General features: G+C 53.4%; 22 protein-coding genes. 1 reads left to right on the plus strand and 21 read right to left on the minus strand.

What is annotated here, in order from left to right:
* Nucleotides 1-22: 22 nt before the first annotated feature.
* The 19 genes from pstS to ravA all read right to left on the minus strand — a co-directional run bounded on the left by pstS (nucleotide 23) and on the right by ravA (nucleotide 21,967).
* On the minus strand, nucleotides 23-1,066 hold the full coding sequence (pstS, locus tag FD744_RS20200) for a phosphate ABC transporter substrate-binding protein PstS (protein WP_160869111.1): 1,044 nt from the start codon (nucleotides 1,064-1,066) through the stop codon (nucleotides 23-25).
* Between the two features lie 177 nt (nucleotides 1,067-1,243).
* Nucleotides 1,244-3,073, minus strand: coding sequence for a glutamine--fructose-6-phosphate transaminase (isomerizing) (gene glmS, locus FD744_RS20205; RefSeq protein ID WP_058961697.1), 1,830 nt, complete (start codon nucleotides 3,071-3,073; stop codon nucleotides 1,244-1,246).
* A 243-nt stretch (nucleotides 3,074-3,316) separates the two neighbouring features.
* Nucleotides 3,317-4,687 (minus strand): bifunctional UDP-N-acetylglucosamine diphosphorylase/glucosamine-1-phosphate N-acetyltransferase GlmU, encoded by a 1,371-nt coding sequence (gene glmU / locus FD744_RS20210; RefSeq protein WP_160869112.1) that lies wholly within the window; start codon nucleotides 4,685-4,687, stop codon nucleotides 3,317-3,319.
* Nucleotides 4,688-4,941: 254 nt separating this feature from the next.
* A complete protein-coding gene (locus FD744_RS20215) occupies nucleotides 4,942-5,361 on the minus strand; it encodes a F0F1 ATP synthase subunit epsilon (RefSeq protein WP_034830038.1) in 420 nt (139 codons plus the stop codon).
* 24 nt (nucleotides 5,362-5,385) lie between these two features.
* Complete coding sequence (atpD, locus tag FD744_RS20220; protein WP_034830039.1) at nucleotides 5,386-6,783, minus strand: F0F1 ATP synthase subunit beta; 1,398 nt, start codon at nucleotides 6,781-6,783, stop codon at nucleotides 5,386-5,388.
* Nucleotides 6,784-6,846: 63 nt separating this feature from the next.
* Complete coding sequence (gene atpG, locus FD744_RS20225) at nucleotides 6,847-7,713, minus strand: F0F1 ATP synthase subunit gamma (RefSeq protein ID WP_034830040.1); 867 nt, start codon at nucleotides 7,711-7,713, stop codon at nucleotides 6,847-6,849.
* Between the two features lie 52 nt (nucleotides 7,714-7,765).
* Entirely contained in the window at nucleotides 7,766-9,307 is a 1,542-nt protein-coding gene (atpA, locus tag FD744_RS20230; protein WP_058961695.1) for a F0F1 ATP synthase subunit alpha, read from the minus strand.
* A 14-nt stretch (nucleotides 9,308-9,321) separates the two neighbouring features.
* A complete protein-coding gene (atpH, locus tag FD744_RS20235) occupies nucleotides 9,322-9,855 on the minus strand; it encodes a F0F1 ATP synthase subunit delta (RefSeq protein WP_034830043.1) in 534 nt (177 codons plus the stop codon).
* A gap of 14 nt (nucleotides 9,856-9,869) precedes the next feature.
* A complete protein-coding gene (gene atpF / locus FD744_RS20240) occupies nucleotides 9,870-10,340 on the minus strand; it encodes a F0F1 ATP synthase subunit B (RefSeq protein WP_034830044.1) in 471 nt (156 codons plus the stop codon).
* A gap of 107 nt (nucleotides 10,341-10,447) precedes the next feature.
* A complete protein-coding gene (gene atpE / locus FD744_RS20245; protein WP_003849523.1) occupies nucleotides 10,448-10,687 on the minus strand; it encodes a F0F1 ATP synthase subunit C in 240 nt (79 codons plus the stop codon).
* A gap of 50 nt (nucleotides 10,688-10,737) precedes the next feature.
* On the minus strand, nucleotides 10,738-11,556 hold the full coding sequence (atpB, locus tag FD744_RS20250; protein WP_034830046.1) for a F0F1 ATP synthase subunit A: 819 nt from the start codon (nucleotides 11,554-11,556) through the stop codon (nucleotides 10,738-10,740).
* Nucleotides 11,557-11,564: 8 nt separating this feature from the next.
* Nucleotides 11,565-11,945 carry a F0F1 ATP synthase subunit I gene (gene atpI, locus FD744_RS20255; RefSeq protein WP_034830047.1) on the minus strand — a complete coding sequence of 127 codons (381 nt, stop codon included), beginning with the start codon at nucleotides 11,943-11,945 and terminating at the stop codon, nucleotides 11,565-11,567.
* Nucleotides 11,946-12,658: 713 nt separating this feature from the next.
* On the minus strand, nucleotides 12,659-13,276 hold the full coding sequence (gene rsmG, locus FD744_RS20260; RefSeq protein ID WP_038643976.1) for a 16S rRNA (guanine(527)-N(7))-methyltransferase RsmG: 618 nt from the start codon (nucleotides 13,274-13,276) through the stop codon (nucleotides 12,659-12,661).
* 47 nt (nucleotides 13,277-13,323) lie between these two features.
* A complete protein-coding gene (gene mnmG, locus FD744_RS20265) occupies nucleotides 13,324-15,213 on the minus strand; it encodes a tRNA uridine-5-carboxymethylaminomethyl(34) synthesis enzyme MnmG (protein ID WP_160869113.1) in 1,890 nt (629 codons plus the stop codon).
* A 441-nt stretch (nucleotides 15,214-15,654) separates the two neighbouring features.
* Nucleotides 15,655-16,095 (minus strand): FMN-binding protein MioC, encoded by a 441-nt coding sequence (gene mioC / locus FD744_RS20270; protein WP_034830052.1) that lies wholly within the window; start codon nucleotides 16,093-16,095, stop codon nucleotides 15,655-15,657.
* Between the two features lie 155 nt (nucleotides 16,096-16,250).
* Nucleotides 16,251-16,712, minus strand: a complete 462-nt coding sequence (asnC, locus tag FD744_RS20275; RefSeq protein WP_034830053.1) for a transcriptional regulator AsnC — start codon at nucleotides 16,710-16,712, stop codon at nucleotides 16,251-16,253.
* Between the two features lie 108 nt (nucleotides 16,713-16,820).
* Nucleotides 16,821-18,947: a 5-histidylcysteine sulfoxide synthase gene (gene ovoA, locus FD744_RS20280; RefSeq protein WP_160869114.1), complete on the minus strand. Its 2,127-nt coding sequence runs from the start codon at nucleotides 18,945-18,947 to the stop codon at nucleotides 16,821-16,823.
* Between the two features lie 66 nt (nucleotides 18,948-19,013).
* Entirely contained in the window at nucleotides 19,014-20,474 is a 1,461-nt protein-coding gene (gene viaA, locus FD744_RS20285) for an ATPase RavA stimulator ViaA (RefSeq protein WP_160869115.1), read from the minus strand.
* Nucleotides 20,471-21,967 (minus strand): ATPase RavA, encoded by a 1,497-nt coding sequence (gene ravA, locus FD744_RS20290; protein WP_160869116.1) that lies wholly within the window; start codon nucleotides 21,965-21,967, stop codon nucleotides 20,471-20,473. Before ravA ends, viaA begins: the two co-directional genes overlap by 4 nt.
* A gap of 299 nt (nucleotides 21,968-22,266) precedes the next feature.
* Here ravA and kup point away from each other — a divergent pair, with 299 nt between their 5' ends.
* The gene (kup, locus tag FD744_RS20295) at nucleotides 22,267-24,135 is read left to right on the plus strand and encodes a low affinity potassium transporter Kup (protein ID WP_034830061.1); all 1,869 of its coding nucleotides are present in this window, start codon (nucleotides 22,267-22,269) and stop codon (nucleotides 24,133-24,135) included.
* 12 nt (nucleotides 24,136-24,147) lie between these two features.
* On the opposite strand, the gene qseC is transcribed toward kup, so the two are convergent.
* Both qseC and qseB read right to left on the minus strand, forming a co-directional pair.
* Nucleotides 24,148-25,479 (minus strand): quorum sensing histidine kinase QseC, encoded by a 1,332-nt coding sequence (qseC, locus tag FD744_RS20300; RefSeq protein WP_160869117.1) that lies wholly within the window; start codon nucleotides 25,477-25,479, stop codon nucleotides 24,148-24,150.
* Nucleotides 25,476-26,138, minus strand: a complete 663-nt coding sequence (gene qseB, locus FD744_RS20305; RefSeq protein ID WP_160869119.1) for a quorum sensing response regulator transcription factor QseB — start codon at nucleotides 26,136-26,138, stop codon at nucleotides 25,476-25,478. Before qseB ends, qseC begins: the two co-directional genes overlap by 4 nt.
* Nucleotides 26,139-26,247: the final 109 nt, after the last annotated feature.

The following is a 26,247-nucleotide window of genomic DNA, read 5'->3' on the forward strand; positions in this document are numbered from 1 at the left end:
GGAGACTGACCGGGTCATTCGCTTACTTGTAAATCGCTTTGCCTGAGCTGTCTTTGATGTTCGCTTTCCAGGCAGTACGAATCTGGTTAGCAACGCTTTCTGGCAGCGCAGCGTAATCCAGTGCGGTTGCAGTTTTGCTGCCGCCTTTGTAAGCCCAGTCGAAGAACTTCATCACTTCAGCACCTTTAGCCGCATCAGCCTGCTCTTTGTAGATCAGGATGAAGGTGGTAGAAGAGATTGGCCATGCATCGGCACCTTTCTGGAAGGTCAGGTCTTGAGCGAAAGATTTGCTCCAGTCTGCGCCTTTAGCAGAGTTTGAGAAGCTGGTTTCGCTTGGCGTTACTGGCTTGCCATCTGCATCCATCAGCTTGGTATAGGTCAGGTTGTTCTGCTTAGCGTAAGCGTACTCAACGTAGCCGATTGAACCCGGCAGACGCTGTACGAAGGCTGCAACGCCGTCGTTACCTTTACCGCCCAGACCGGTTGGCCAGTTAACGGTGTTGCCTTTACCAATTTTGCTGTTCCAGTCTGCGTTGACTTTAGACAGGTAGCTGGTGAACACGAAAGAGGTACCTGAACCATCTGCGCGGCGAACCACGTTGATGTTGGTGTCTGGCAGTTTCACGCCTGGGTTCAGTTTAGTGATCGCCGGGTCGTTCCACTTTTTGATGTTACCCAGGTAGATATCGCCAACGGTTTTGCCGTCCAGCGTCAGTTCACCTGATTTAATACCTGGGATGTTAACGGCCAGTACCACGCCACCGATAACGGTAGGGAACTGGAACAGACCATTTTTTTCCAAATCGGCATCACTTAACGGCGCATCAGACGCACCGAAATCGACGGTTTTAGCGATGATTTGCTTAACGCCGCCTGAAGAACCAATACCCTGATAGTTGATTTTGCTACCGGTGGCTTGCTGATACTCTGCTGCCCACTTGGCATAAACCGGTGCCGGGAATGTACCGCCAGCGCCAGTCAGGTCGGTGGCTGCAAAAGCAGATACCGCGCTTACTGCGAAGGTGGCGGCGAGGATTCGGGCTACGGATGTACGCATCAGTGTCATGTTCCCTCCAGGGGATTTAAAAAAAATCAGGCTCAATGCCATTTTAGTTGGAGTCAGTGATTGCTGCTGGAGGGAAAATAGGACAGTTTGATGACAGTGAAATGTACGAAATATGACAGTTATGTGACACCGTTTAAAAAGCAAGCGGACCCGTTGCAGGCCCGCCCTTTTTATAGATTATTCAACAGTAACCGATTTTGCCAGGTTACGGGGCTGGTCAACGTCGGTGCCTTTAATCAGCGCAACATGATACGAAAGCAGCTGCAACGGCACGGTATAGAAGATCGGTGCTATCACCTCTTCGACGTGTGGCAGTGAGATGATTTTCATGCCCTCGCTGTCGGTGAAACCCGCATCCTGATCGGCAAATACATACAGCAAACCGCCGCGCGCGCGCACCTCTTCAATGTTCGATTTCAGCTTCTCCAGCAGCTCGTTATTCGGCGCAACGACGATCACCGGCATATCGGCATCAATCAGCGCCAGCGGGCCGTGTTTCAGCTCTCCGGCGGCGTAGGCTTCTGCGTGAATATAGGAGATCTCTTTCAGCTTCAGCGCGCCTTCCATCGCGATCGGATACTGATCGCCACGGCCCAGGAACAACGCATGATGCTTGTCAGAGAAACCTTCCGCCAGGCTTTCAATCACTTTATCCTGCGCCAGCATCTGCTCAATGCGGCTTGGCAATGCCTGCAGAGCATGCACAATTTCGTGCTCGGTTTCTGGCTTCATGCCATGCAGACGACCCAGTTTCGCCACCAGCATCAGCAACACCGCCAACTGCGTGGTGAAGGCTTTCGTTGAGGCCACTCCAATTTCGGTGCCGGCTTTGGTCATCAGCGCCAGATCGGATTCACGCACCAGCGAAGAGCCGGCAACGTTACAGATGGCCAGCGAACCGAGATAACCCAGCTCTTTAGACAAGCGAAGCGCGGCCAGCGTATCGGCGGTTTCACCCGATTGCGACAGGGTGATCAGCAGACTGTTTTTACGCACAGCGGATTTGCGATAGCGGAATTCGGAGGCGATTTCCACATCGCAAGGAATGTTGGCCAGCGACTCAAACCAGTAGCGCGACACCATCCCGGAGTTATACGAGGTACCGCAGGCGATAATCTGGATGTGCTCAACCTTACTCAGCAAGGCTTCGGCATTGGCACCCAGTTCGCTGAGATCGATCTGCCCATGATTAAAACGACCAGTGATGGTGTTTTTAATCGCGTTCGGCTGCTCATAGATCTCTTTCTGCATGTAGTGACGATAGGCACCTTTATCACCAGCATCGTACTGCGCCGTGGATTCGATTTCCGCGCGTTTGGCTGGCTTGCCATCACGATCGATGATGGTGACTTCACGGCGCGTAATCTCGGCGATATCGCCCTCTTCCAGGTACATAAAGCGGCGGGTCACCGGCAGCAGCGCCAGTTGGTCAGAAGCAATGAAGTTTTCACCCACGCCACGGCCAATCACCAGCGGGCTACCTGAACGCGCAGCCACCAGCACGGATGGATCGCGGCTGTCCATGATCACCATGCCATAAGCACCGCGCAGTTGCGGGATCACGCGCAGTACCACTTCACGCAATGTGCCGCCCTGCTTCTGCTCCCAGTGCACCAGATGCGCCACCACTTCGGTGTCCGTTTCTGAGGCAAACTGGTAACCGCGTTCGATCATCTGCGCACGCAATGGCTCATGGTTCTCAATGATGCCGTTATGCACAATGATGATGTGCTCAGAGACATGCGGATGCGCATTGGCTTCTGATGGCTCACCGTGGGTTGCCCAACGGGTGTGGGCGATACCGGTACCACCAATCAGCGGCTGCTGCTCTGCGGCTTCGGCCAGATTAGCCACTTTGCCAAGACGACGCAGACGCGTCATATGTCCCTGGCGATCGACAACGGCCAGACCCGCAGAGTCATAACCGCGATACTCAAGACGACGCAGACCTTCCAGCAGAATTTCTGCGATGTCACGCTGCGCTACTGCACCAACAATTCCACACATAATAGTTTCCTGACTTCATGGCTTTCGGCCATTGCGTTGTCTTCTGACCTGATTATTCCCCGAGCCTTGTAGAGAGTGGGGGATCTACCCTTCATACATCAAATTTCAGGTGCGTTGGCTACACGCATTCACCTCAGTCACTGACTTCAGTCAGCTCCTGAGGACTCGTGCTTGCCGCCTTTCTGAAACTCGAATGATTTCGGGTAGTTTTTTCACGGGCCGATCTTTGCCGACCCTTAAAATTTATTTTTTCTTAACCGGACGCTGCCAGCCAGACTTCTGATTCTGTTCTTTACGGTTGTAAACCAAATCGGCGGCGGTGACATCTTTCATTACCGTAGTACCTGCAGCGATGGTCGCGCCAGCCGCGACGGTGACCGGGGCCACCAACTGGGTATCGGAGCCGACAAACACGTTGTCGCCGATAATGGTTTTCGATTTATTCGCGCCATCGTAGTTACAGGTGATGGTACCTGCACCGATATTCACGCCCGCACCAATTTCGGCATCGCCAAGATACGAAAGATGGCCGGCTTTAGAACCTTTGCCCAGCGTGGCTTTTTTCATCTCAACGAAATTGCCCACGTGCGCCTCTTCCGCCAACTCGCTGCCAGGACGCAAACGTGCGAATGGCCCAACGGTGCATGCAGCGGCTAAGGTGGCATCTTCGAGGACTGAATAAGGGCTGATTTCACAATCATCACCAATCACGCTGTTTTTGATGATGCACCCAGCGCCAATTTTGACGCGGTCGCCCAATGTCACGGTGCCTTCAATGATAACGTTGGTATCGATCTCGACATCACGCCCATGTTGCAGCGTTCCGCGCAGGTCGAAACGCGCGGGATCGCGCAGCATGACGCCCGCCAGCAGCAGTTGTTCTGCCTGCTCGCTCTGATAGGCACGCTCCAGCGTGGCCAGTTGCAGGCGGTTATTCACACCATCGGTCTCACTGATACGCGCCGGATGTACCGTGTTGATTACGCGACCTTCCTGGTGAGCCATGGCAATGATATCGGTGATATAGAATTCACCCTGCGCATTATTGTTATTCAGCTGTGCCAGCCAACGTTTTAAGTCTTCGCCATTAGCAACCAAAATACCGGTGTTGATCTCAGAGATTTTCAGCTGTTCGGCTGAGGCATCTTTCTGCTCAACAATGCCGGTCACCGTGCCATTCTCACGCACAATGCGGCCATAACCGGTTGGATTATCGAGTACGACCGTCAGCAAACCGATACCGCCCTCAGGCTTAGCATCACGCAGGCGTTGCAATGTCGCTTGGGAGATCAGCGGTACGTCGCCGTACAGCATCAGAATGTCTTCGTTATCAGCAAAGAAAGGTGCCGCCTGCTGCATCGCATGGCCGGTACCCAGCTGTTCAGCCTGCAATACCCAGTTCAGGGTGTTGTGGGCCAGTTTCTCTTGCAGTAAATCGCCGCCGTGACCGTACACAAGATGCACCTGCTGGGCACCCAGACCGGTCGCGGCATCGATCACATGCTGAACCATCGGTTTTCCTGCCAGGCTATGCAGAACTTTTGGCAGATCGGAATACATTCGGGTGCCTTTGCCAGCGGCCAGGATCACCACACTCATCGCGCTTGTAGACATAACTATCCAGACTCAATTTAACTTTCGAAAGTGTAAGGTTTACCTCTGAGATTACTACATTTTTCTCGAACCGAAATTAGCGGATAAAGATGAAAGGGTGATCGGGGATAAAACCCTGCGCTGATGAGAGCATCGCTTACTGAAATGGCTGAGTTAGCGCGCAATGATCACCTTAAACCGCATCAGCGCGATTTATCGCAGACAAAAAAAATGCCAACCCAATGGGCTGGCATTTCGTGACGCATAAAGCCTGATTACATCGCTTTCTTGGTCAGCTCGATTACACGCAGTTTCGCGATAGCTTTCGCCAGTTCCGCAGAGGCCTGAGCATAGTCCACATCACCGTGGCTGCTGTTCATGTGCTCTTCTGCTTTACGTTTCGCTTCCAGCGCGCGCGCTTCGTCGAGGTCTTCACCGCGAATCGCGGTGTCGGCCAGAACGGTCGTGCTGCCCGGCTGTACTTCCAGCACGCCGCCAGAGAGGTAGATATACTCCTCTTCGCCGTGCTGTTTCACGATGCGAATCATACCAGGCTTGATGGCTGTCAGCAGCGGGGCGTGGCCAGGGTAAATACCCAGCTCACCTTCGCTACCTGACACCTGGATGCGCTCAACCAGACCGGAGAACATTTGTTGCTCCGCACTGACAACGTCCAGATGATAAGTCATAGCCATACTATTCCTCCTGGGAAACCGTTATTACAGTTTCTTCGCTTTTTCTACAGCTTCTTCGATAGCGCCGACCATGTAGAACGCCTGCTCTGGCAGGTGGTCGAATTCGCCTTCCATGATGCCTTTGAAGCCACGAATCGTGTCTTTCAGGGTCACGTACTTACCTGGAGAACCGGTGAAGACTTCAGCAACGAAGAACGGCTGAGACAGGAAGCGCTGAATCTTACGCGCACGTGCCACCAACAGTTTGTCTTCTTCAGACAGCTCGTCCATACCGAGGATGGCGATGATGTCTTTCAGTTCCTGGTAACGCTGCAGCAGAGACTGCACGCCACGCGCAACGTCGTAGTGCTCCTGACCCACGATCAGTGGATCCAGCTGACGGCTGGTTGAATCCAGCGGGTCAACGGCTGGGTAGATACCCAGAGAGGCGATCTGACGGCTCAGCGTAACGGTTGAGTCTAAGTGAGCAAAGGTGGTTGCTGGTGACGGGTCAGTCAAGTCATCCGCAGGAACGTAAACGGCCTGAACAGAGGTGATTGAACCGGTCTTGGTGGAGGTAATACGCTCCTGCAACACACCCATCTCTTCTGCCAGCGTTGGCTGGTAGCCTACCGCAGATGGCATACGACCCAGCAGTGCTGATACTTCAGTACCGGCCAGGGTGTAACGGTAGATGTTGTCGATGAACAGCAGAACGTCACGGCCTTCATCACGGAATTTCTCCGCCATGGTCAGACCGGTCAGTGCTACGCGCAGACGGTTACCCGGCGGCTCGTTCATCTGGCCATACACCAGCGCTACTTTATCGATAACGTTGGAGTCAGTCATTTCGTGGTAGAAGTCGTTACCCTCACGAGTACGTTCACCCACACCAGCAAATACCGAGTAACCTGAGTGCTCAGCCGCGATGTTACGGATCAGCTCCATCATGTTTACGGTTTTACCTACACCCGCACCACCGAACAGACCGACTTTACCGCCCTTAGCGAACGGACACATCAGGTCGATAACCTTGATGCCGGTTTCCAGCAGCTCTTGCGAGTTAGACTGATCTTCATAAGAAGGCGCAGCACGGTGAATAGAGGAAACCTCTACAGTGGTGCCGTCGTCATTCTGCAGGTCGCCTTTCATGTCGATTGGTTCGCCCAATACGTTCATGATACGGCCGAGGGTTGCTTTACCAACCGGTACCTGGATCGGTTTTTTCAGGTCGGTAACTTGCAGACCGCGCTTCAGGCCGTCAGAAGTACCCATGGCGATGGTACGCACCACGCCACCACCCAGCTGCTGCTGAACTTCCAGCACCAGACGAGCATCACCATTTTGAACCTCAAGCGCGCTATATACCTGCGGTACCGCGTCCTGAGGGAATTCGACGTCAACTACGGCGCCGATAATCTGGACAATCTTTCCAGCTGCCATCTTGAATCCTCTACCTAATACGAGAATATCCGGCCGCGCTCGCGCGACAGGATATATGCCTGGTTAAACCGCGGAGGCTCCCGAGACGATCTCGGTAAGTTCCTGGGTGATGCTGGCCTGACGAGCTTTGTTGTAAACCAACTGCAACTCTTTGATCAGGTTTCCGCCGTTATCGGTTGCAGCTTTCATTGCCACCATACGTGCAGCCTGCTCACTGGCCAGGTTTTCCACCACACCCTGATAAACCTGCGATTCGACATAACGGCGCAGCAAAGTATCCAGCAGCGCTTTCGGATCGGGTTCGTACAGGTAATCCCAGGTCTTCGCCTTCATCTCTTCTTCACCTTCCGCTGGCGGTAACGGCAGCAGTTGGGTAATGGTCGGAGTCTGAGACATGGTGTTATTAAACTTGTTGCTGACGATATACAGCTTGTCGATGCGACCTTCATCATAGGCCTGCAACATCACTTTTACCGGGCCGATAAGATCAGACAGTGCAGGCTTGTCGCCCATACCAGTGACCTGTGCCACGATGTTGCCACCGACAGAGCCGAAGAATGAATTGCCTTTAGAACCAATAACGGCCAGATCGCTCTGTACACCTTTATCAGCCCAGCCCTTCATATCTGCCAGCAATTTTTTGAACAGGTTAATGTTCAAACCACCACAAAGCCCGCGGTCAGTCGAAACGACCAGGTAGCCGACGCGCTTAACGTCACGCTCATCCAGGTAAGGGTGCTTGTATTCCAGATTACCGAGAGCAAGGTGACCAATCACTTTGCGCATGGTATCTGCATACGGACGGCTGGCCGCCATGCGTTCCTGCGTTTTACGCATTTTGGAGGCGGCGACCATTTCCATCGCTTTGGTGATCTTCTGCGTATTTTTTACGCTTCCAATCTTGGTACGTATTTCTTTTGCACCGGCCATTAGCTTCTCCTCAAAGCCTTGCGGCCTGCCTTTTCAGACAAGCCGCCAGACATTACCAGGACTGGGTTGCTTTAAACGTTTCGAGGAGGCCTTTCAGCTTCTCTTCGATTTCGTTATTAAAGTTGCCCGCTTGGTTGATTTCAGCCATCAGCTCAGCGTGATCGCGGTCTGCGAACGCCAGCAGAGCGGCTTCGAAGCTGCCGATTTTCGCCAGTTCAACGTCGTTCAGGAAGCCGCGCTCAGCAGCAAACAGCACCAGACCCTGTTGCGCGACAGACATCGGCGCATACTGTTTCTGTTTCAGCAGCTCGGTCACTTTCTGACCGTGGCTCAGCTGTTTACGCGTTGCATCGTCCAGATCGGATGCGAACTGAGAGAACGCAGCCAGTTCACGATACTGTGCCAGAGCGGTACGGATACCACCGGACAGTTTCTTGATGATCTTGGTCTGTGCAGCACCACCAACACGGGATACAGAGATACCCGGGTTAACGGCTGGACGAATACCAGAGTTGAACAGGTTTGATTCCAGGAAGATCTGACCATCAGTAATCGAGATTACGTTGGTCGGAACGAACGCAGAAACGTCACCCGCCTGAGTTTCGATGATTGGCAGCGCGGTCAGAGAACCGGTCTGGCCTTTCACAGCACCGTTAGTGAAACGCTCAACGTAGTCAGCGCTTACGCGTGATGCACGCTCCAGCAGACGAGAGTGGAGATAGAACACGTCGCCTGGGAATGCTTCACGACCTGGTGGACGACGCAGCAGCAGTGAAATCTGACGGTAAGCAACAGCCTGCTTAGACAGGTCATCGTATACGATCAGGGCATCTTCACCGCGGTCACGGAAGTACTCACCCATTGCGCAACCGGCGTATGGCGCCAGGTATTGCAGTGCAGCGGATTCAGAAGCAGAAGCCACAACGACGATGGTGTTAGCCAACGCGCCGTGTTCTTCCAGCTTACGTACCACGTTAGAAATGGTTGACGCTTTCTGGCCAATCGCAACGTAGACACACTTGATGCCTGAATCGCGCTGGTTGATGATGGCGTCGATTGCCATTGCGGTTTTACCGGTCTGACGGTCACCGATGATCAGCTCACGCTGGCCACGGCCGATTGGAATCATCGCATCGACAGATTTGTAACCGGTCTGAACAGGCTGGTCTACTGACTGACGGTCGATAACGCCCGGTGCAATCACTTCAACCGGCGAGAAGCCGTCGTTGTCGATTGCGCCTTTACCGTCGATCGGTGCACCCAGGGTGTTCACCACACGGCCCAGCAGGCCACGGCCAACTGGAACTTCAAGAATACGGCCAGTACATTTAACCTTCATGCCTTCGGCGAGGTCAGCGTACGGGCCCATCACTACTGCACCAACCGAGTCACGCTCGAGGTTCAGTGCGATAGCGTAACGGTTGCCCGGCAGGGCAATCATCTCACCCTGCATCACATCGGCCAGGCCGTGTACGCGGATGATGCCGTCACTTACAGAAACAATAGTACCTTCGTTGTGAGCTTCGCTCACCACATTGAACTGAGCAATGCGCTGCTTGATCAGTTCGCTGATTTCGGTGGAATTCAGTTGCATATGCTCCAGTCCCCTTAAGACTGCAAGACGTCTGCCAGACGATCAAGACGGCCGCGTACGCTACCATCAATGACCAGGTCACCCGCACGGATAACCACACCTGCCATTACAGACTTGTCAATTTTGCAATTCAGCTTAACTTTGCGTGACAGACGTTTTTCCATCGCGGCGCTGATTTTACTCAGCTGGCTGTCACTCAGGGTACTGGCAGAAATCACATCCACTTCGGCGGTCGCTTCATAAGCGTCACGCAGTTGGATGTACTGTTCCAGTACCGCTGGAAGTGCTGTCAAACGTCCGTTTTCCGCCATTACCTTAATCAGGTTCTGAGCGGGTTCATCAAGTTGATCGCCACATACCGCGTTGAAAGAAGCAGACAAAGCTTCCGGCGCGAGCGCACCGGAAAGAAGATCTGCCATCTGTTCGTTGCGAGCCACTTCAGCGGCAAACGCCAGCATGGTCTGCCAACGATCGATACTTTGATGCTCAACAGCAAAGTCAAAAGCTGCTTTGGCGTAGGGGCGAGCTACAGTAATCAGATCAGACATCAGCCCCTCCCTCCTTACAGTTCAGCGACCAGTTTATCAACGATGTCGCTGTTAGCAGCTTCATCCACGGAACGTTCGATGATTTTCTCGGCGCCAGCTAATGCCAGCAACGCGACTTGCTTACGCAGCTCTTCACGGGCACGTGAACGCTCGGCTTCGATTTCTGCCTGCGCTTGTGCCACGATGCGGTTACGTTCAGTCTCAGCTTCGGTTTTCGCTTCGTCCAGAATCTGTGCACGGCGTTTGTTCGCCTGCTCGATAATGACCTGAGCGTCTTCTTTCGCTTTTTTCAGCTGGTCGGTCGCATTGGCCTGCGCGAGATCTAAATCTTTCTTCGCGCGCTCAGCAGAAGCAAGGCCATCAGCAATTTCTTTCTGACGCTTCTCGATGGCAGCCATGATCGGCGGCCATACGTACTTCATGCAGAACGCGACAAACAGAATGAACGCGATGGCCTGGCCGAGGATTGTTGCATTAATGTTCACAGCACAATGCCTCTTATTAAGTTAACTTGCTCTGCCGCTATCAGCGATAAACGGCAGAATCCGTTCCTCATCACACCGGGTGCCATGAGTGAACAAGGCTACCAGGTTTAGGCGACCGCAAACATCACGTAGAGACCCAGACCTACAGCGATCATTGGGATTGCATCCACCAGACCCATTACAACAAAGAACTGCGTACGCAGCAGAGGAATCAGATCCGGTTGACGCGCAGCGCCTTCCAGGAATTTGCCTCCGAGGATGCCGATACCGATCGCAGCACCGATTGCCGCCAGGCCCATCATCACAGCGGCAGCCATGTACAGCAGATCCATATTCAGGTTTTCCATGACAGTCTCCAGTTTGTTTCAGTTAAAAGCTTAGTGTTGAGATAAAAAAATCAATGTTCTTCAGATGCCATCGACAGATAGACGATCGTGAGGACCATGAAAATGAAAGCCTGCAGCGAAATGATCAGGATGTGGAAAATGGCCCATGGCACATTCAACACCCACTGCGACCACCACGGCAGCAAGCCGGCAATCAGGATAAAGATCAGTTCACCCGCATACATGTTGCCGAACAGTCGCAGACCGAGTGAAACCGGTTTAGACAGCAGGCTAACACCTTCAAGAATCAGGTTGATTGGGATGAAGATCGGGTGATTAAAAGGCTGCAGCGTCAGTTCTTTGGTGAAGCCGCCAATGCCTTTCATTTTGATGCTGTAGAACAGAATCAAAATAAAGACGCCCAACGCCATAGACAGCGTGATGTTCACATCTGCAGACGGCACAACGCGCAGCGCTGGCAGGCCAAGATAGTGCTCACCGATAAACGGCAGCAAATCGATAGGCAGCAGATCCATGAAGTTCATCAGGAAGACCCAGACAAAAATTGTCAGAGCCAGCGGGGCGATAAGTTTGCTTTTACCGTGGTACATGTCGCGAACGTTGTTATCAACGAAACCGACAACCAGTTCGATAGCCGCTTGAAGTTTCCCTGGCACACCGCTGGTGGCGCTTTTTGCCACTTTACGGAACAACACCAGGAAAAGCAGTCCCAGTACCACAGAGAAAAACATGGAATCGATATTTAATACCCAGAACGTCGCAGGAGCGTCGTGCGGATTCACCAACTCGAAAGTACGCAGGTCCAGCTGAAGGTTATTCAGGTGGTGACCTATGTATTCTTGCGGAGTAGAGATTTCTCCAGCAGCCATGATGCCTCTTACCCTTTGTTGTTAATTACAGCCGGCGCGACGATCTGCACCACCAGCACCGATAACCAAGTGATTGCGAGAGGCCAGAAGACCGCTCCAAACACACCTAACGCCACCATGAGAAGAATGACTGTCGTGAAGACCTTCAACACTTCACCGAGGGCGAAGCTCCAGGCCACACGACCTTTGGCAGGCGTTTGATCCTGCAGGCGCCAGGCTAAAAACATAAACAACACATTCGGCAGCCAGGCTGCCGCTCCACCCGCGATGGCGGAGGCGCCCCAGATAACATCTTTCAGAGTAAAGAGTGCACCGATGATGACAAACGTCACCAGCTGGATCACCAGCACGGTCCGGGCTAATTTCACACTGTAAAGAGACACTGACATGGCGTTGAACTCTCCTGCCCCGAACGGGGTATGTCGCGTGTCGTATAAGACTGCCTTTACTCATTTGAGTCAAGCAGCAAAAGCCGTGCAAATTATACGGGCGCCACCTGCGATTTCAATCGGTAAGTAGCGAAAAGGTGAACAATTATTTAAATTTCTTTCTGGAGGGCTATTTTTCAAAACATCACCTTCCACTATGACTCAGCTAAATCGCTGAAATTGCCTTGTTGGCTTGCTTTTAAAGCGTGCTTCAGATCACATTATAGGCAATAGGCTGGCGAATGAATTTGTTTTAAGCATGAATTTTAAGATTTCAAAAGTGACGAAAGCTGTTTTTTATCATAACGATAGAATTATCCATCCGGCATCAGGTCATGATTTTCGATAAAAACACTCTATTGACATCGTACATCGCAATAAAAACGTAAAACTGATATTACGCACGCCGATTTATTGCAGAGTTATATTTTCTGACGTGACTATTTGCGCAGGTAAATACAGCCAATAAAGTGATCTAACTGATAATGAAATGTGAAATGTTCGTTAAATGTAACAGAGCTTTTCGGATAATTTCCGTGGCGCTTGTTAACCGTCTCACCCTGCCCTGCCGAATAAAAGCTTTTGACTAAAAGTGTTCAACTGCTGTTTTTTTATTCAGGACGTTTTCACTGACTAAAGGTGCGGTTGGCGTTAAATCCGCACCTTCTTTATGGCTATTGGCGAGACAGCACCACTAAATGACGCTCACCATCCAGTTCTGGCACATGCAGTGATTCAATCTTCTCCACCACAAAGCCCGCAGGCAAGGCTGAAATTTCATCATCCGGACGCACCCCCTTCAATGCGTAGAAGCGGCCTGAGGTGCCCGGTAAATGATGGCACCAGTTCAGCATGTCTTCCAGCGAAGCAAAGGCACGGCTGATAACGCCATCAAACGGTGGTTCTGCGGGGAACTCTTCCACACGACTTTGTACCGGGGTGATGTTAGTGAGCCCTAACTCATGTTGTACCTGACGCAGGAAACGGATGCGTTTTCCCAGGCTATCCAGCAGCGTAAAATGCGCCTGCGGACGGACAATGGCTAACGGAATCCCTGGCAGACCCGGCCCGGTGCCCACATCAATAAAGCGCTCGCCTTGTAAATGCGGTTCGACGACCACGCTGTCGAGAATATGGCGCACCAGCATCTGCTGCGGATCGCGCACCGATGTCAGGTTGTACGCCTTGTTCCACTTATGCAGCAATTCTACATAGCCGACGAGCTGCTGTTTTTGTTGATCGGTAAGTGAAATATTTGCCGCATCGAGCAGCTGGGAGAGTTTGTTAATCACAAGGAACGTTCCATAAACGGGGGCGAGTGACCTCGCCCCAGGGTCGATCAGGCACTTTTACGCAGCAGGCCCTGTTTTTTCAGGTAAATCAGCAAAATGGAGATCGCTGCTGGTGTAATGCCTGAAATACGCGAGGCCTGCCCAATGGAGGTAGGTTTGTGATCGTTGAGTTTGGCGATCACTTCATTCGACAAGCCATTAACCTGACGATAGTCGAGATCGCCAGGCAGCAAGGTGTTTTCGTTGCGTTGCTGGCGGTCAATTTCTTCCTGCTGGCGTGCAATGTACCCTTCATACTTCACCTGAATCTCAACCTGCTCTGCAGATTGCTCGTCAGATAATGCCGGGCCATAACTCGGTAACGTCATCAGCAGTTCGTAGGTCATTTCCGGGCGACGCAACAGATCTTCACCGCTGGCTTCTTTCGTCAGTGGCGCACTGATGACGCTATTCACTTCGCCCACATTTTCTGATTTCGGATGTACCCACAGATCGCGCAGGCGCTGGCGCTCCTGCTCAATCGCTTCCAGCTTCTGGTTATAACGCGCCCAACGCGCATCATCGACCAGACCCAACTCGCGACCTTTTTCTGTCAAACGCAGATCGGCGTTGTCTTCACGCAGCATCAACCGATATTCCGCGCGCGAGGTAAACATGCGGTACGGCTCTTTGGTGCCGAGCGTGCAGAGATCGTCAACCAGCACACCGAGATAAGCCTGGTCGCGACGCGGCGCCCAGCCCTCTTTGTCTGCTGAGGCACGTGCAGCGTTCAAACCGGCCAGCAAGCCCTGCGCCGCAGCTTCTTCATAACCGGTGGTGCCGTTAATCTGACCGGCAAAGAACAGGCCGTGGATAAATTTGCTTTCCAGCGTCGGCTTCAGATCACGCGGATCGAAGAAATCGTACTCGATGGCATAGCCTGGGCGCACAATCTTCGCGTTCTCCAGACCTTTCATCGAACGGACGATCTGCATCTGTACGTCAAACGGCAAGCTGGTGGAGATACCGTTCGGGTAGATCTCGTTGCTGGTCAGCCCTTCCGGTTCAAGGAAGATCTGATGCGCATTACGATCGGCAAAGCGCATCACTTTGTCTTCGATCGATGGGCAGTAACGTGGTCCGATCCCTTCAATGATCCCGGCATACATCGGGCTGCGATCGAGGTTATTGCGGATCACATCGTGCGTTTGTTCGTTGGTATGGGTGATCCAGCATGGCACTTGTTGCGGATGCTGAGAAACATTACCCATAAACGAGAACACCGGCATTGGCGTATCGCCATGCTGCGGTGTCAGCACCGAAAAATCGATGGTGCGTGCGTCAATACGGGGCGGCGTACCAGTTTTCAGACGATTTACGCGCAGCGGCAAAGCACGCAGGCGTTTCGCCAGTGGAATGGATGGCGGATCGCCAGCACGGCCACCGCTGTAGTTATCCAGACCAATATGAATTTTGCCGTCAAGGAATGTCCCGACTGTCAGCACCACACTTTTGGCACGGAATTTCAGGCCCATCTGCGTGACAGCACCGACAACGCGATCGTTTTCCACAATCAGATCGTCAACGGCCTGCTGGAAGATCATCAGGTTCGGCTGGTTCTCCAACGCCGTACGTACTGCCTGGCGATAGAGCACGCGGTCGGCTTGCGCACGCGTTGCCCGCACAGCAGGGCCTTTGCTCGCGTTTAGTATCCTAAACTGAATACCGGCCTGGTCAATTGCTGTCGCCATCAAACCGCCTAAGGCATCCACTTCCTTCACCAGGTGTCCTTTCCCAATGCCACCAATCGCCGGGTTGCAGGACATTTGTCCAAGCGTATCAATGTTATGGGTGAGTAACAGCGTTTGCTGACCCATTCGGGCAGCGGCCATCGCGGCTTCTGTGCCCGCATGACCACCACCGATTACGATGACGTCAAAAGGATCTGGATAAAACATGAAGTGGGTCCTCATTAATGTTCGGACAGGGATCGTTGCCCTGGGCGGTGGATTCTACTGAAATTCTGTCGACTGCGAAAGCCGCGGGATCCTGCGGTTTAAAAGAAAGGATCTTTATTCTTTTATATGATCTCTCTGTTAGATCTCTTATTAGGATCGTCAGGGTCTGTTGATAACCCCGAAAAGCAAAGGATTAACAGAGGATTAGAGAGGATCGCTTGCTGTGAATGATCGGTGATCCTGATCCGTATAAGCTGGGATCTAAATGGCGACTTATGCACAGCCGAAAAAAGCATCACGGGTTGTTATTGGGATAACTACCGGTTATACGCAAGATTAAGGCTATGTTATCCACAGACAATGGCGTAAAAAAAACAATAAAACAGCGAAATAAACTGGGGATCGTTCACTTTTCCCGATCCCCAACCGGCAAAGATCGTCTTAAATCTGCGTTTTCCAGGTCTCGACCCACACTTCAGCCGGATCCTCAGGAATCTCATGTTCGAGAACGTCGATCTCCAGGCGATCGCCAATGCGTTTGGCGCCTAACTGGTTGAGTTGATCTTCCAGCAGCTTAATGGCACCGCAGAAAAGGTCATATTCATGGTTGCCGATACCCACTGCGCCATAACGTACCGCGGAAAGGTCCGGCTGCGTTTCCTGCAAGGCTTCATATAAAGGAAGCAGATTGTCTGGCAGTTCGCCCGCACCGTGCGTGGAAGTCACAATCAGCCAGATCCCTTCCTGTGGCAGCTCGTCCAGCTCTGGCCCGTGCAGCACCTCGGTTGAAAAGCCCGCTTCCTGCAGTTTTGCTTCCAGATGTTCGGCGACGTATTCGGCGCTGCCAAGGGTACTGCCACTGATTAAGGTAATATCGGCCATGATCTTCTCCCGCACTAAAGGCGAGCATTGTACGCTGTGATCAAGCCGTGATCCACCTGTGGAAAACAGGGTTAATAACAGAAAGCATCAGGCGACAAGGCGCATCACACAAGTGATCCGCCTGGGAAAAGGTTGTGCACAGGAAAGAGAGGGAATTACGGCTTGATGGTACGCATGATCGGGTTTTGCAACGAGATCAGGGTTTCGGTGGACTGGATTTCGTCTATGGTCTGGATCTTGTTGATCAACACCTGCTGAAGTGCATCGATGGATCGGCACATCACCTTAATAAAGATGCTGTAGTGGCCGGTGGTGTACCAGGCTTCTACCACTTCATCCAGCGCCTCCAGCTTGCTGAGTGCTGCGGGATAATCGCGGGCGCTTTTCAGAATGATGCCGATAAAGCAGCAGACATCAAAACCCAACTGACGAGGATCGATTTCAACACGAGTGCCCAGGATAATGCCTGCCTGGCGCATTTTTTCTACGCGTACGTGAATGGTGCCGGGGCTGACATTGAACTGTTTGGCCAGCTCGGCATATGCGGTGCGCGCGTTTTCCAACAGCGCATTGAGAATGCCGCGATCAAGGTTATCCAGTTGCAGTTGTTCTGCCATCATCCATCCTCTTTAAGTTCTTCTTCTATGAACAGTGGAGAATGTGCAGCAAATTAGCAGTGCAGGCAAGGTGCAGACCGCGTGGTAGCCGCAGTCTGCACGCTTTTTTTATCGCTTACGCCAGATTGTGAGCTGCGCTTCGGTATGTTGATACTTGCGCGCCGTCTCGCGGATCACAAACGGCACATCCTGCGGCGGCACCACCTCTTCAAAGGCATCACGCAGCAAACGCTGCAATGCCTGATAGGTCGTCAAAGCTTCACCGTTCTCACGCACGCCGCCCAGCCAGTTCTCCTTCGGCGTGAATTCCTCCAGCCAGGTATAAGGCGACGAAAGCACCAAAAGCCCGCCAGAGCGGATCATCGGGATGACGTCCTGCAGGAAACGTTTTGGCTGACGCAGACGATCGATCAGGTTTGAAGCCAATACCAGATCGTAACGATCCGGCTGCGGTTTAAGATTACAGGCGTCGCCCTGCACAAACTGAATGCGCGCCGCTTGCTCGTCACTAACATTGAAGTCCTTCAGACGCACCTGGCGATATTCCACCAGCTCGCCCTCTTCCGGCACCACATAGCGGAAGTCCTCACCGGAGGTCAGCTGCAGCGCCACATCAATAAAGCGCGCGGAATAATCCATGCCTGTGACCGTCGCGAAATGGCGTGCCAGTTCAAAACTGGCACGGCCGGTCGCGCAGCCGAGATCCAGTGCCGCACCACGTTGTTTGCAGTGTGGCAGCAGTTTTTCCACCAGCGCCACGGCGTAATTCGGCACGTTGTAGTAGCCCGGTCCGTACTGGAAATCGAGATACTGTGACACCATGCTGTCCGTTTCATACGGATTGAGTGCCATGGTCTCTTCATGTGAGGAGACCACATAGCGGAAACCGGCGTGCTGGAAGAAATGACGACGGAAGGCATAACGAGCCGATTTTAACGCCTCGTTGCCGGTGGAAATCCAACTGCCACCTTTGATCAGCGCGTGTTTGCCGTCGAAGGTCGGCGTCGAGAAATCGTCATACAGCGGATGAACTTTGAAACCTTCGAAACCGTTAGTTGGCGTTGTGGTCCACTGCCAGACGTTGCCAACAATGTCGAAAAACTCGCCCTGCGCAAAGCGATCCACAGGACTGGATGAAGCCCAATAGGCCAGATTGATATTGCCGGGCGCCTCGATCCAGTCGGGCTGATCGCCGCTCACCTGTTCGCGTAGCTGCATCCATTCGGCTTCACAAGGGAGTTGAATAGATTTACCCGTCTCTTCCGCCAGCCAGCGACAAAACGCGGCGGCTTCAAGCTGATTCACTTCCGCTGGCCAGTCCCACGGCAGAGCGACTTCTTCAGCCATTAAGCGCAGTTTCAGTTGATCGGGTTGCGATATGTCACCCAGCCAGAAAGTGGGCATTTGCGCGCCAGAGAATTCACGCCAGCCCCAGCCTTCCTCATCCCACCAGCGCTGATCCTGATAGCCGTTAGCGGCGATAAAGCGATAAAACTCGGCGTTGCTGACCAGCATTTTACTGGCCTTAAATGGTTTGAGTTCAGTTACCTGATTGCCGTATTCGTTATCCCAGCCGTAAGTGTCATCCGTTTTGCCTTGTTGCACGCGACCGCCAGGCATCGCAATCAGCGAGTTATCCGGAACCGATGCGCGATCGTGGCGCGCCTGCGGACAAACCGGCCAATGCGCCTGCGGTTTTACCCATTCGATCGGAAGCTGGCGGATCAGCACGCTGGAGGTTTCCAGGTGGATACGCTCATGTTCAATGCCCATCAATACTACCCACGCCGGGCTTTCCCAGGTGATCGGCAGTTCCAGCGGCATGGTGCGAATAAACTCGCTCACCAGGTTTTTGACTTTTCCACGGTAGTCACGCACCTCTTCGACCGTCGGCCAGGCGTAATGGCTGTCGTTGAGATCGTCCCAGCTCATCTCGTCCACGCCGATTGCCATCATGGCTTCGATGCGATCGTCTACGCGGTTGTCCAGATAGCGACCAGCCATCAGCTTATTCATATAGAACGTAGCGGTGTGGCCAAAGTAGAAGATCAACGGATGGCGTAATGAGATCGCTTTGTTGAAATACGCGCGTTCGTCGGCAAGGCAATCAAACAGGCTTTCGTACAGCTCCCAGGTTTGGGTGAAATACGCCAGCAGCTCGCTCCGTTTTTGTTCGGCGTTTTGGCCGGAGAGCTGCAAAGTGCGGGTCGGTGCAGGAAGTTGGGCGGTGTTCACAAGATGCTCCAGATGCTCAGTGTGCGAACTATTCACTATAGCAAATAAGCATTTCTGCCAGATGAATTAGCATTTCCAGCGGCGCAGCAGGCGGCTTTTCAGTCCGGTATCGAAGCGCCAGATATGATCGAAGATACGCAGAATGCCCGGTTTACCGTGAAGCGACATCGCCACCGCGTGGAAACGTTGTTGATGCTGGCGCTGGCGTTGCTTGATCGCGTTGATGGTGTCATCCGGTAAACGCTGGGCGATAAAATCCGACACGATCACCGCATCGGCCTCATCCCAGACGCTGCCCTCCATACGTTTAACCACCGCAGCAAGGCAAGCCGCCAGATCGGTGCCACCACGAAAACGTTGGCTAAGAAAACGGATAGCCTGCTCAATGCCGCTATCGGCAGTGAGTTCGTAGCCAATCACTTCGTGAGCGAACAGCATGATGTAGCAGCGGCGCTTATCGGCTAATGCCACCTTTAACAGCGCAAGGCAGAAGGCTTTGGCGCAGCGTTCGTTGAATCCGCCCATTGAACCCGAAGTATCGACGCAGACGATAAATGGCCCGCGCGGCTGCGCTTCATGTTGCTGGTGGCTGACCGGGCGCAGTGTGACTTTCTCGTGCCAGGCATCACCTTGTAACTGGTAAGTCAGCAGGCGTTTTTCCACCAGGCGACGATAAAATTCCAGCTCCAGTTCGCTAATACTTAAGGCAGCCAGTTCGGGCGGCAGCAAGCGCAACACATCATCGCTCTGATGAATGCCGCTGACCTCTTCCGGCACATGATCGGGCTCACGCACCAGTTGGTGAAATTCTTCCAGCGGTGCATCCTGCGACGGCACCGATTTGGCTTCGCGGCTGCGGCCCAACTGCTGCGCCAGTTTCATTAATTCCGGCTGCTGTGCGAGGAAATCGCCATATTGCACAATCAGCTCATAATCACCGTGCTGAAGTGATGCTTTGCTCATATCCCACAAACGTCCGGCTGCGGCTTCATCATCGTCGGTAAGGATTGGCGCCAGCTGGCCACTGATTGCCATCCGTTGCTGCAGCTCGGCCATCAGACGTTCGCGCTGCTCCTCAAGAAGAGTTTCGTTGAGCGTGAGCGTTTGCAGCGTCAGGCTGAGTCGCCAGCGTTGCAAAAACAGCGTGTGCTGAGCATTGCTCAGTTGTTCAGCTTCGTTGTGCAGCAGCAGTTTGCTGGCTTCTTCGAGAAATGGCGACGGCAGGTTTTTTAGCTGCGACATGATGTGGGGAAGCTGGTGGCTGAAATCCTGCGTGCTGATCAATTGCATTTGCTGAAACAGCTGAAACTCCTGCGCCAGCGCTTCCGGCACCGGCGTGGTTTTCATCTGTTCCGCGATTTCAGTGCGCCAGCGGGGTAAATCGCGCATTAAGGCTTGTTTCATGCGCGGAAATTTTTCAAAGAACAGCGCCAGCTGTGGCGACGCGAGCAGGGCCAGAATCAACTCTTCGATTAACTCCGTTTCGCCAATCGATAACAGCGTGCTCAGCGTCTCCAGTGAGATCATTTACGCGCCTGTTTCAGCTGTTCTGCCACATCCTGCAGGCTGGTTTCAATACGTGCCAGCCAGTCATCGCTAATAAACAAGCAGCGCTGGTGCTGGCTAAACAGCGTGCGCTGTGCGCGGAGCTGGGTATCCAGCGCTTCGTATTCATCCTGGATTTCCTGCGGCATGTCGCTACTGTTGCTGGCTCCGGGCAATGTTAAGCGTGTGGATTGCAGGCTGACATCGCGTAGCGTCAGGCAGTGATGCGCATCCACCAGCAGATCCAGCGTCTGACCAAAACCAATGCCATTCAGTTTTCCGCGAATTTCACCGCCTTTAATCAGCCACTGGGTTAAGGCTTCACGGGCAATCAGCACATGCGTCACTTGCATGTCGTGCAGCGTTAACGGCTGTTGCAGCATGAGCGTCAGTTGTTCATCGCTGATGGCAGCAGGCAATTCGTAATGGGGTTTGCGGCTAAACATACCGCTGTGTTTCTCCAGCGTCAGCGCTTGTGCCACGCTCTGCTGCTGTTGCAAGGCGAGACGACGTGCTTTGATCTGCTGCAGTTTGTGCTGCAACGCCTGCTGTTGCCAGGCGTGCTGGGTCATCAAAGCATCAATTTCGCGATCCAATAGCTGCATCGATGCGACGTCATGCCACAGGCAATCCTTGAGCAGAATCAGATCGATCGGCGCAATGGTCACGCGGCCACTGTAAAACGCACTGGCCTGCAGCAGATGAATCGCTTTTTTCCAGCGGCGATCGGAAATGTAGGGCGCGCTGGGCAAATTCTCCAGTTGCTGACGCAGTTGGTAAATCAGCTCAAACACATGATCAGGTAAGGAGACCTGGCTGATGCCTTTCTGCCACTGGTGATACTCTTCATCACTGATGCGCAGCGCTTCCGTCACCGGATTATCATTTTCGTCCTGCTGGTGGGTGAGCATGCTGCGGAAGTTCTGCTTCTCATGCACGTTATCCAGCCATAGGCGAATCAACATGCGATCATACAAGGCTTCCAGCCCGCTATCGGCCTCCGGCAATTCGTTGGAAGCGGTCACCAGAAGGCGCATCGGAATCTTTTCTTCGCTGTCGCCATTGCGAAAGCGGCGTTCGTTGATGGCGGTGAGTAAGGTGTTCAATATCGCCGGGCCGGCTTTCCAGATTTCATCAAGGAAGACGATTTCGGCATCCGGCAGATAGCCTTTGGTTAATCGCTGATAACGACCTTCATCTTTTAACGCCTGAATCGACAGTGGGCCAAACACTTCTTCAGGGGTAGAAAAACGGGTCATCAGGTATTCAAAGGCGCGGGCGTGTTGGAAGGCGTATTTCAGGCGGCGGGCAATCAAGCTCTTGGCAATGCCGGGCGGCCCCAGCAAAAATACGCTCTCGCCACTCAGTGCAGCTAATAAGCACAGGCGGATCGCATGATGCCGTTCATATAGCCCTTTCTCCAGGGCGTTACTCAGGCGAGAAATTCTTTCTGCCAAAAGATGGGGTTGAGCCATAATCACATCATTGTCCTTCTGATCCTGGAGCCGTCATATTCTGGCGAGCGCAATACTCTACTGGTTATCATGCTTGATTGCGTTGATAGCCGTCAGCTTTTTTGTTTCAGAAGGTTGAGGCGAGAGAACTCGCTGCTTCAGGCGGTTTTTGGCGCCTAATTTCGGCGAAAAACCGCCTCGCTGACGTCATGATGACATGTTGTAAGAGTAGGTTTTTTTGGGAATATGTGCATACTGTGCGCTTTTTGATGGCCTGAGCGGTAGGCAAGTGCCTCATCGGCTCCAACAAAAGACAACTTATGAGCTCGGATAAGAAGCAGTCCCTTGGCGCAGTCACACTCGCCGCGATTGGCGTAGTGTATGGCGATATCGGTACCAGCCCGCTCTATACTTTGCGTGAATGTCTCTCCGGTCAGTTCGGCTTTGGCGTAGAACGCGAAGCGGTGTTTGGCTTTCTCTCGCTGATCTTCTGGTTGCTGATTTTAGTGGTGTCACTGAAGTACATCAGTTACGTGATGCGTGCCGATAACGCCGGTGAAGGCGGGATCCTGACCTTGATGTCACTGGCCGGGCGCAATACCGGTGCACGTGCGACGGCGATTCTTGTCATCATGGGGCTGATTGGTGGCAGCTTCTTCTATGGTGAAGTGGTGATCACGCCCGCCGTCTCGGTGTTGTCGGCGATTGAAGGGCTGGAGATTGCGGCACCGAGCCTGGATGCATATATCGTTCCGCTTGCGATTGCAGTGCTGACGCTGCTGTTTGTGATTCAGAAGCACGGTACCGGCATCGTGGGTAAGCTGTTTGCGCCGGTGATGCTGGTGTGGTTTATCATTCTGGCCGTGCTGGGCGCGCGTAGCATCATCAGTAACCCTGATGTGCTGCATGCCATGAACCCGTATTGGGCGATGCACTTCTTTATCCAGTACAAAACGGTGTCGTTCTTTGCGCTCGGTGCGGTGGTATTGGCCATTACCGGTGTGGAAGCGCTGTATGCGGATATGGGTCACTTCGGCAAATTCCCGATTCGTCTTGCCTGGTTTATCGTGGTGCTGCCCTCGCTGGTGCTGAACTACTTTGGTCAGGGCGCGCTGCTACTTAAACATCCCGAAGCGATCAAAAACCCCTTCTTCCTGCTGGCGCCAGACTGGATGCTGATTCCCATGCTGATTCTGGCGACGCTGGCCACGGTTATCGCCTCGCAGGCGGTGATCTCTGGTGTGTTCTCCTTAACACGTCAGGCGGTGCGTTTAGGCTATCTCCCGCCGATGCGTATCGTGCACACCTCGGAAGAAGAATCGGGTCAGATTTACATTCCGGTGATCAACTGGCTGCTCTACTTCTCCGTGGTGATCGTGATTGTTGGCTTTGAGCACTCCAGTAACCTGGCGGCGGCTTACGGCATCGCGGTAACCGGCACCATGGTGCTGACTGCGATTCTCTGCTCCACGGTGGCAATTCAGAACTGGCACTGGAACCGTTATCTGGTGGTGCTGATTCTGATTGGCATGCTGTGTATTGACGTGTCCTTGTTCTCGGCAAACCTGGTCAAAGTGTTCTCCGGCGGTTGGCTGCCGCTGACCCTGGCACTGATGATGTTTATCGTTATGACCACCTGGAAAAGCGAGCGCTTCCGCCTGTTGCGTCGTATGCATGAGCACGGCAATTCGCTTGAAGCGATGATCGCTTCGCTGGAGAAATCTCCGCCGGTACGCGTGCCGGGCACCGCAGTCTATATGTCGCGTGCCCTGAATGTGATCCCTTTTGCCATGCTGCATAATCTCAAGCACAACAAAGTGCTGCATGAGCGTGTGGTACTGCTGACGCTACGTACTGAGGATGCGCCTTACGTGCATAACGTGCGTCGCGTTACCATCGAACAGTTATCGCCCACCTTCTGGCGCGTGGTGGCGAGTTACGGCTGGCGTGAAACCCCGAACGTGGAAGAAATTTTCCACCGCTGCGGGCTGGAAGGTCTCAACTGCCGCATGATGGAAACCTCATTCTTCATGTCCCATGAATCTCTGATTATTGGCGATCGCCCGTGGTATCTGCGTCTGCGCGGCAAACTGTTCCTTGCGCTGCAACGCAATGCGCTGCGTGCGCCGGATCAGTTTGAAATCCCGCCTAATCGCGTGATCGAGCTGGGCACGCAAGTCGAGATTTAAGGATTAAGCGCGTCACCAGCTCAAGGTGACGCGCAAGCCTTGAGGTTGCACATGGCTGAATGCGATGCGAATACCGTGCAGTTGCGCAATGTTTTTCACAATCGATATTCCTAAACCGCTGCCCGTTTGCGTTTGCCCCGGCGGTCGCCAGAAACGCTCACCAAGGCGCGCAAGCTGCTCATCGCTAACGCCTGACCCGTTATCTTCAATAATTATCGTTCGCGCGTTTAACGTGAACTGAATCTGGCTGCCCGGCGGCGCATAGCGCAGCGCGTTATCCAGCAGGTTACGCATCAGCAAATTCAACAGCAGAGGATGACCGTTCATCACTGGTTCGGCCTGTGCATGCAATTGCAGATCCATCTGCTGCGCCTCGGCCTGTGGAAAATGTTCAATCAGAAGCTTTTGCAGCAGCGGTGCCAGTGGCACCGGCTGAAATTCGCTGCGCAGATCGTCCGCTTCCACTCTTGATAGCGTTAAGAGTTGATCCACCAGCCGTGTGGCGCGCTGGATGCCGCTATCAAGCTGCTGCAATGCCCGTTTGCGCATTGCTTCGTCATCATCCGCCAGCTGAATCACCTCACTCTGCACGCGCAGTGCAGCTAACGGACTGCGCAGTTCGTGCGCCGCATCGGAGGTAAAACGGCGCTCGCGCTGCACGAGTTGCGCCATACGGTGAAACAGCCCGTTCAATGCCGCCACCAACGGCTGCACCTCTTTGGGCAAGCGTGCTTCGTCGAGCGGTGTGGCGTCATCGGGTGCTCGCAACTGGAGTGATGCCGTCAGGCGCTTTAGCGGGCGCAATTCGAACCACACCAATGCCAGCAGCATCAGCAGCATAAAGGGCATGGCGTAAAGCCACGGCATCAAACTCGCCAGTGCCAGATCGCGCGTCATATCGTCGCGGTATTCCCACTCCTGGCCCACTACCACGCGATATTGTTTATCAGCAGAAGTCAGCCAAAGCAGCCGCCAACTCTCATCGTCGCCGCGCAGACGACCCTCGCGAAAACCGTCACGCTTATCATCAAACTGCATATCGCGCCCGTTCTCGCCATCGTTAAGCAACGGCTGGCCGTCCGCACGGAAAATGGCAAACGCCAGTGCATCATCATCCTGATCGCCGCGGTGATGGCGCAAAATGGATTTGGTTTTTGGCAGAGAGGCGGCGTGCAAGCTGGTGGGATCGAGTGACAGCAGGCGTTTGGCAAACAGCATTTGCTGGGTATCGAATAGCTCATTAACGGTGTCGCGGGTCTGATGCCAGGCGCTGTAACTGGCCACCCCGCCGCACAGCGCAATCAGCAGCACAAAGCCGATGGCGAGTCGTAGAAACAGACTCATTCTGCCGCACCGAGTGTATAACCCACGCCGTGAACGGTACGAATAAACGCTGTGCCGAGCTTTTTGCGCAGATGATGAATATGCACTTCTACTGCGTTGCTGGAGACATCGTCATCCCAGCTGTAGAGTTTTTCCTCCAGCTGGCTGCGGGTTAGCACGCGACCTGGATTGCGCATAAACAGCTCCAGCAGCGCCAGTTCACGGCTCTTCAGGCTGATGGTTTCGCCGTCAATCCAGACGCTGTGGCTGCTGGGCGACATCACCACCTTGCCGTGTTTCAACTCGGGCTGAAGTTGTCCATGACGGCGGCGAATCAGCGCCTGTAAACGCACAGCGACTTCAGCGAGCGCGAAGGGCTTACACAAATAGTCGTCAGCGCCTGACTGTAATCCTTGTATGCGCTGATCGAGCGCATCGCGTGCGGTGAGGATCAGCACGGGTACATCTGCGCCCTGCTCACGCCATTGACGCAGAATCTCCAGCCCATCACGCCCGGGCAGCGAAAGATCCAGTACCACGGCATCCCAGGGTGCGGCCGATAAAGCCTGAAATCCCGCTTCGCCTGACACGAACCAGTCAACGCTGAAGCCGAGTTTCGTTAGCCCGACTTTCAGGCCATCGCCAATCAGCGTGTCGTCCTCGATCAATAATATGCGCATGTGTTTCTCCTTAAGTGCAAGAGTCGTTATACGAAGCAAAAATCCGCTTGTACAGCGTCAATCGCCGCAGATTGGCTATTTTTCGTGTTTTTTTACCCCTTAAGATCCT

Source organism: Pantoea sp. Taur (genome assembly GCF_009830025.1).
GTDB classification, from domain to species: Bacteria; Pseudomonadota; Gammaproteobacteria; order Enterobacterales; family Enterobacteriaceae; genus Pantoea; species Pantoea communis.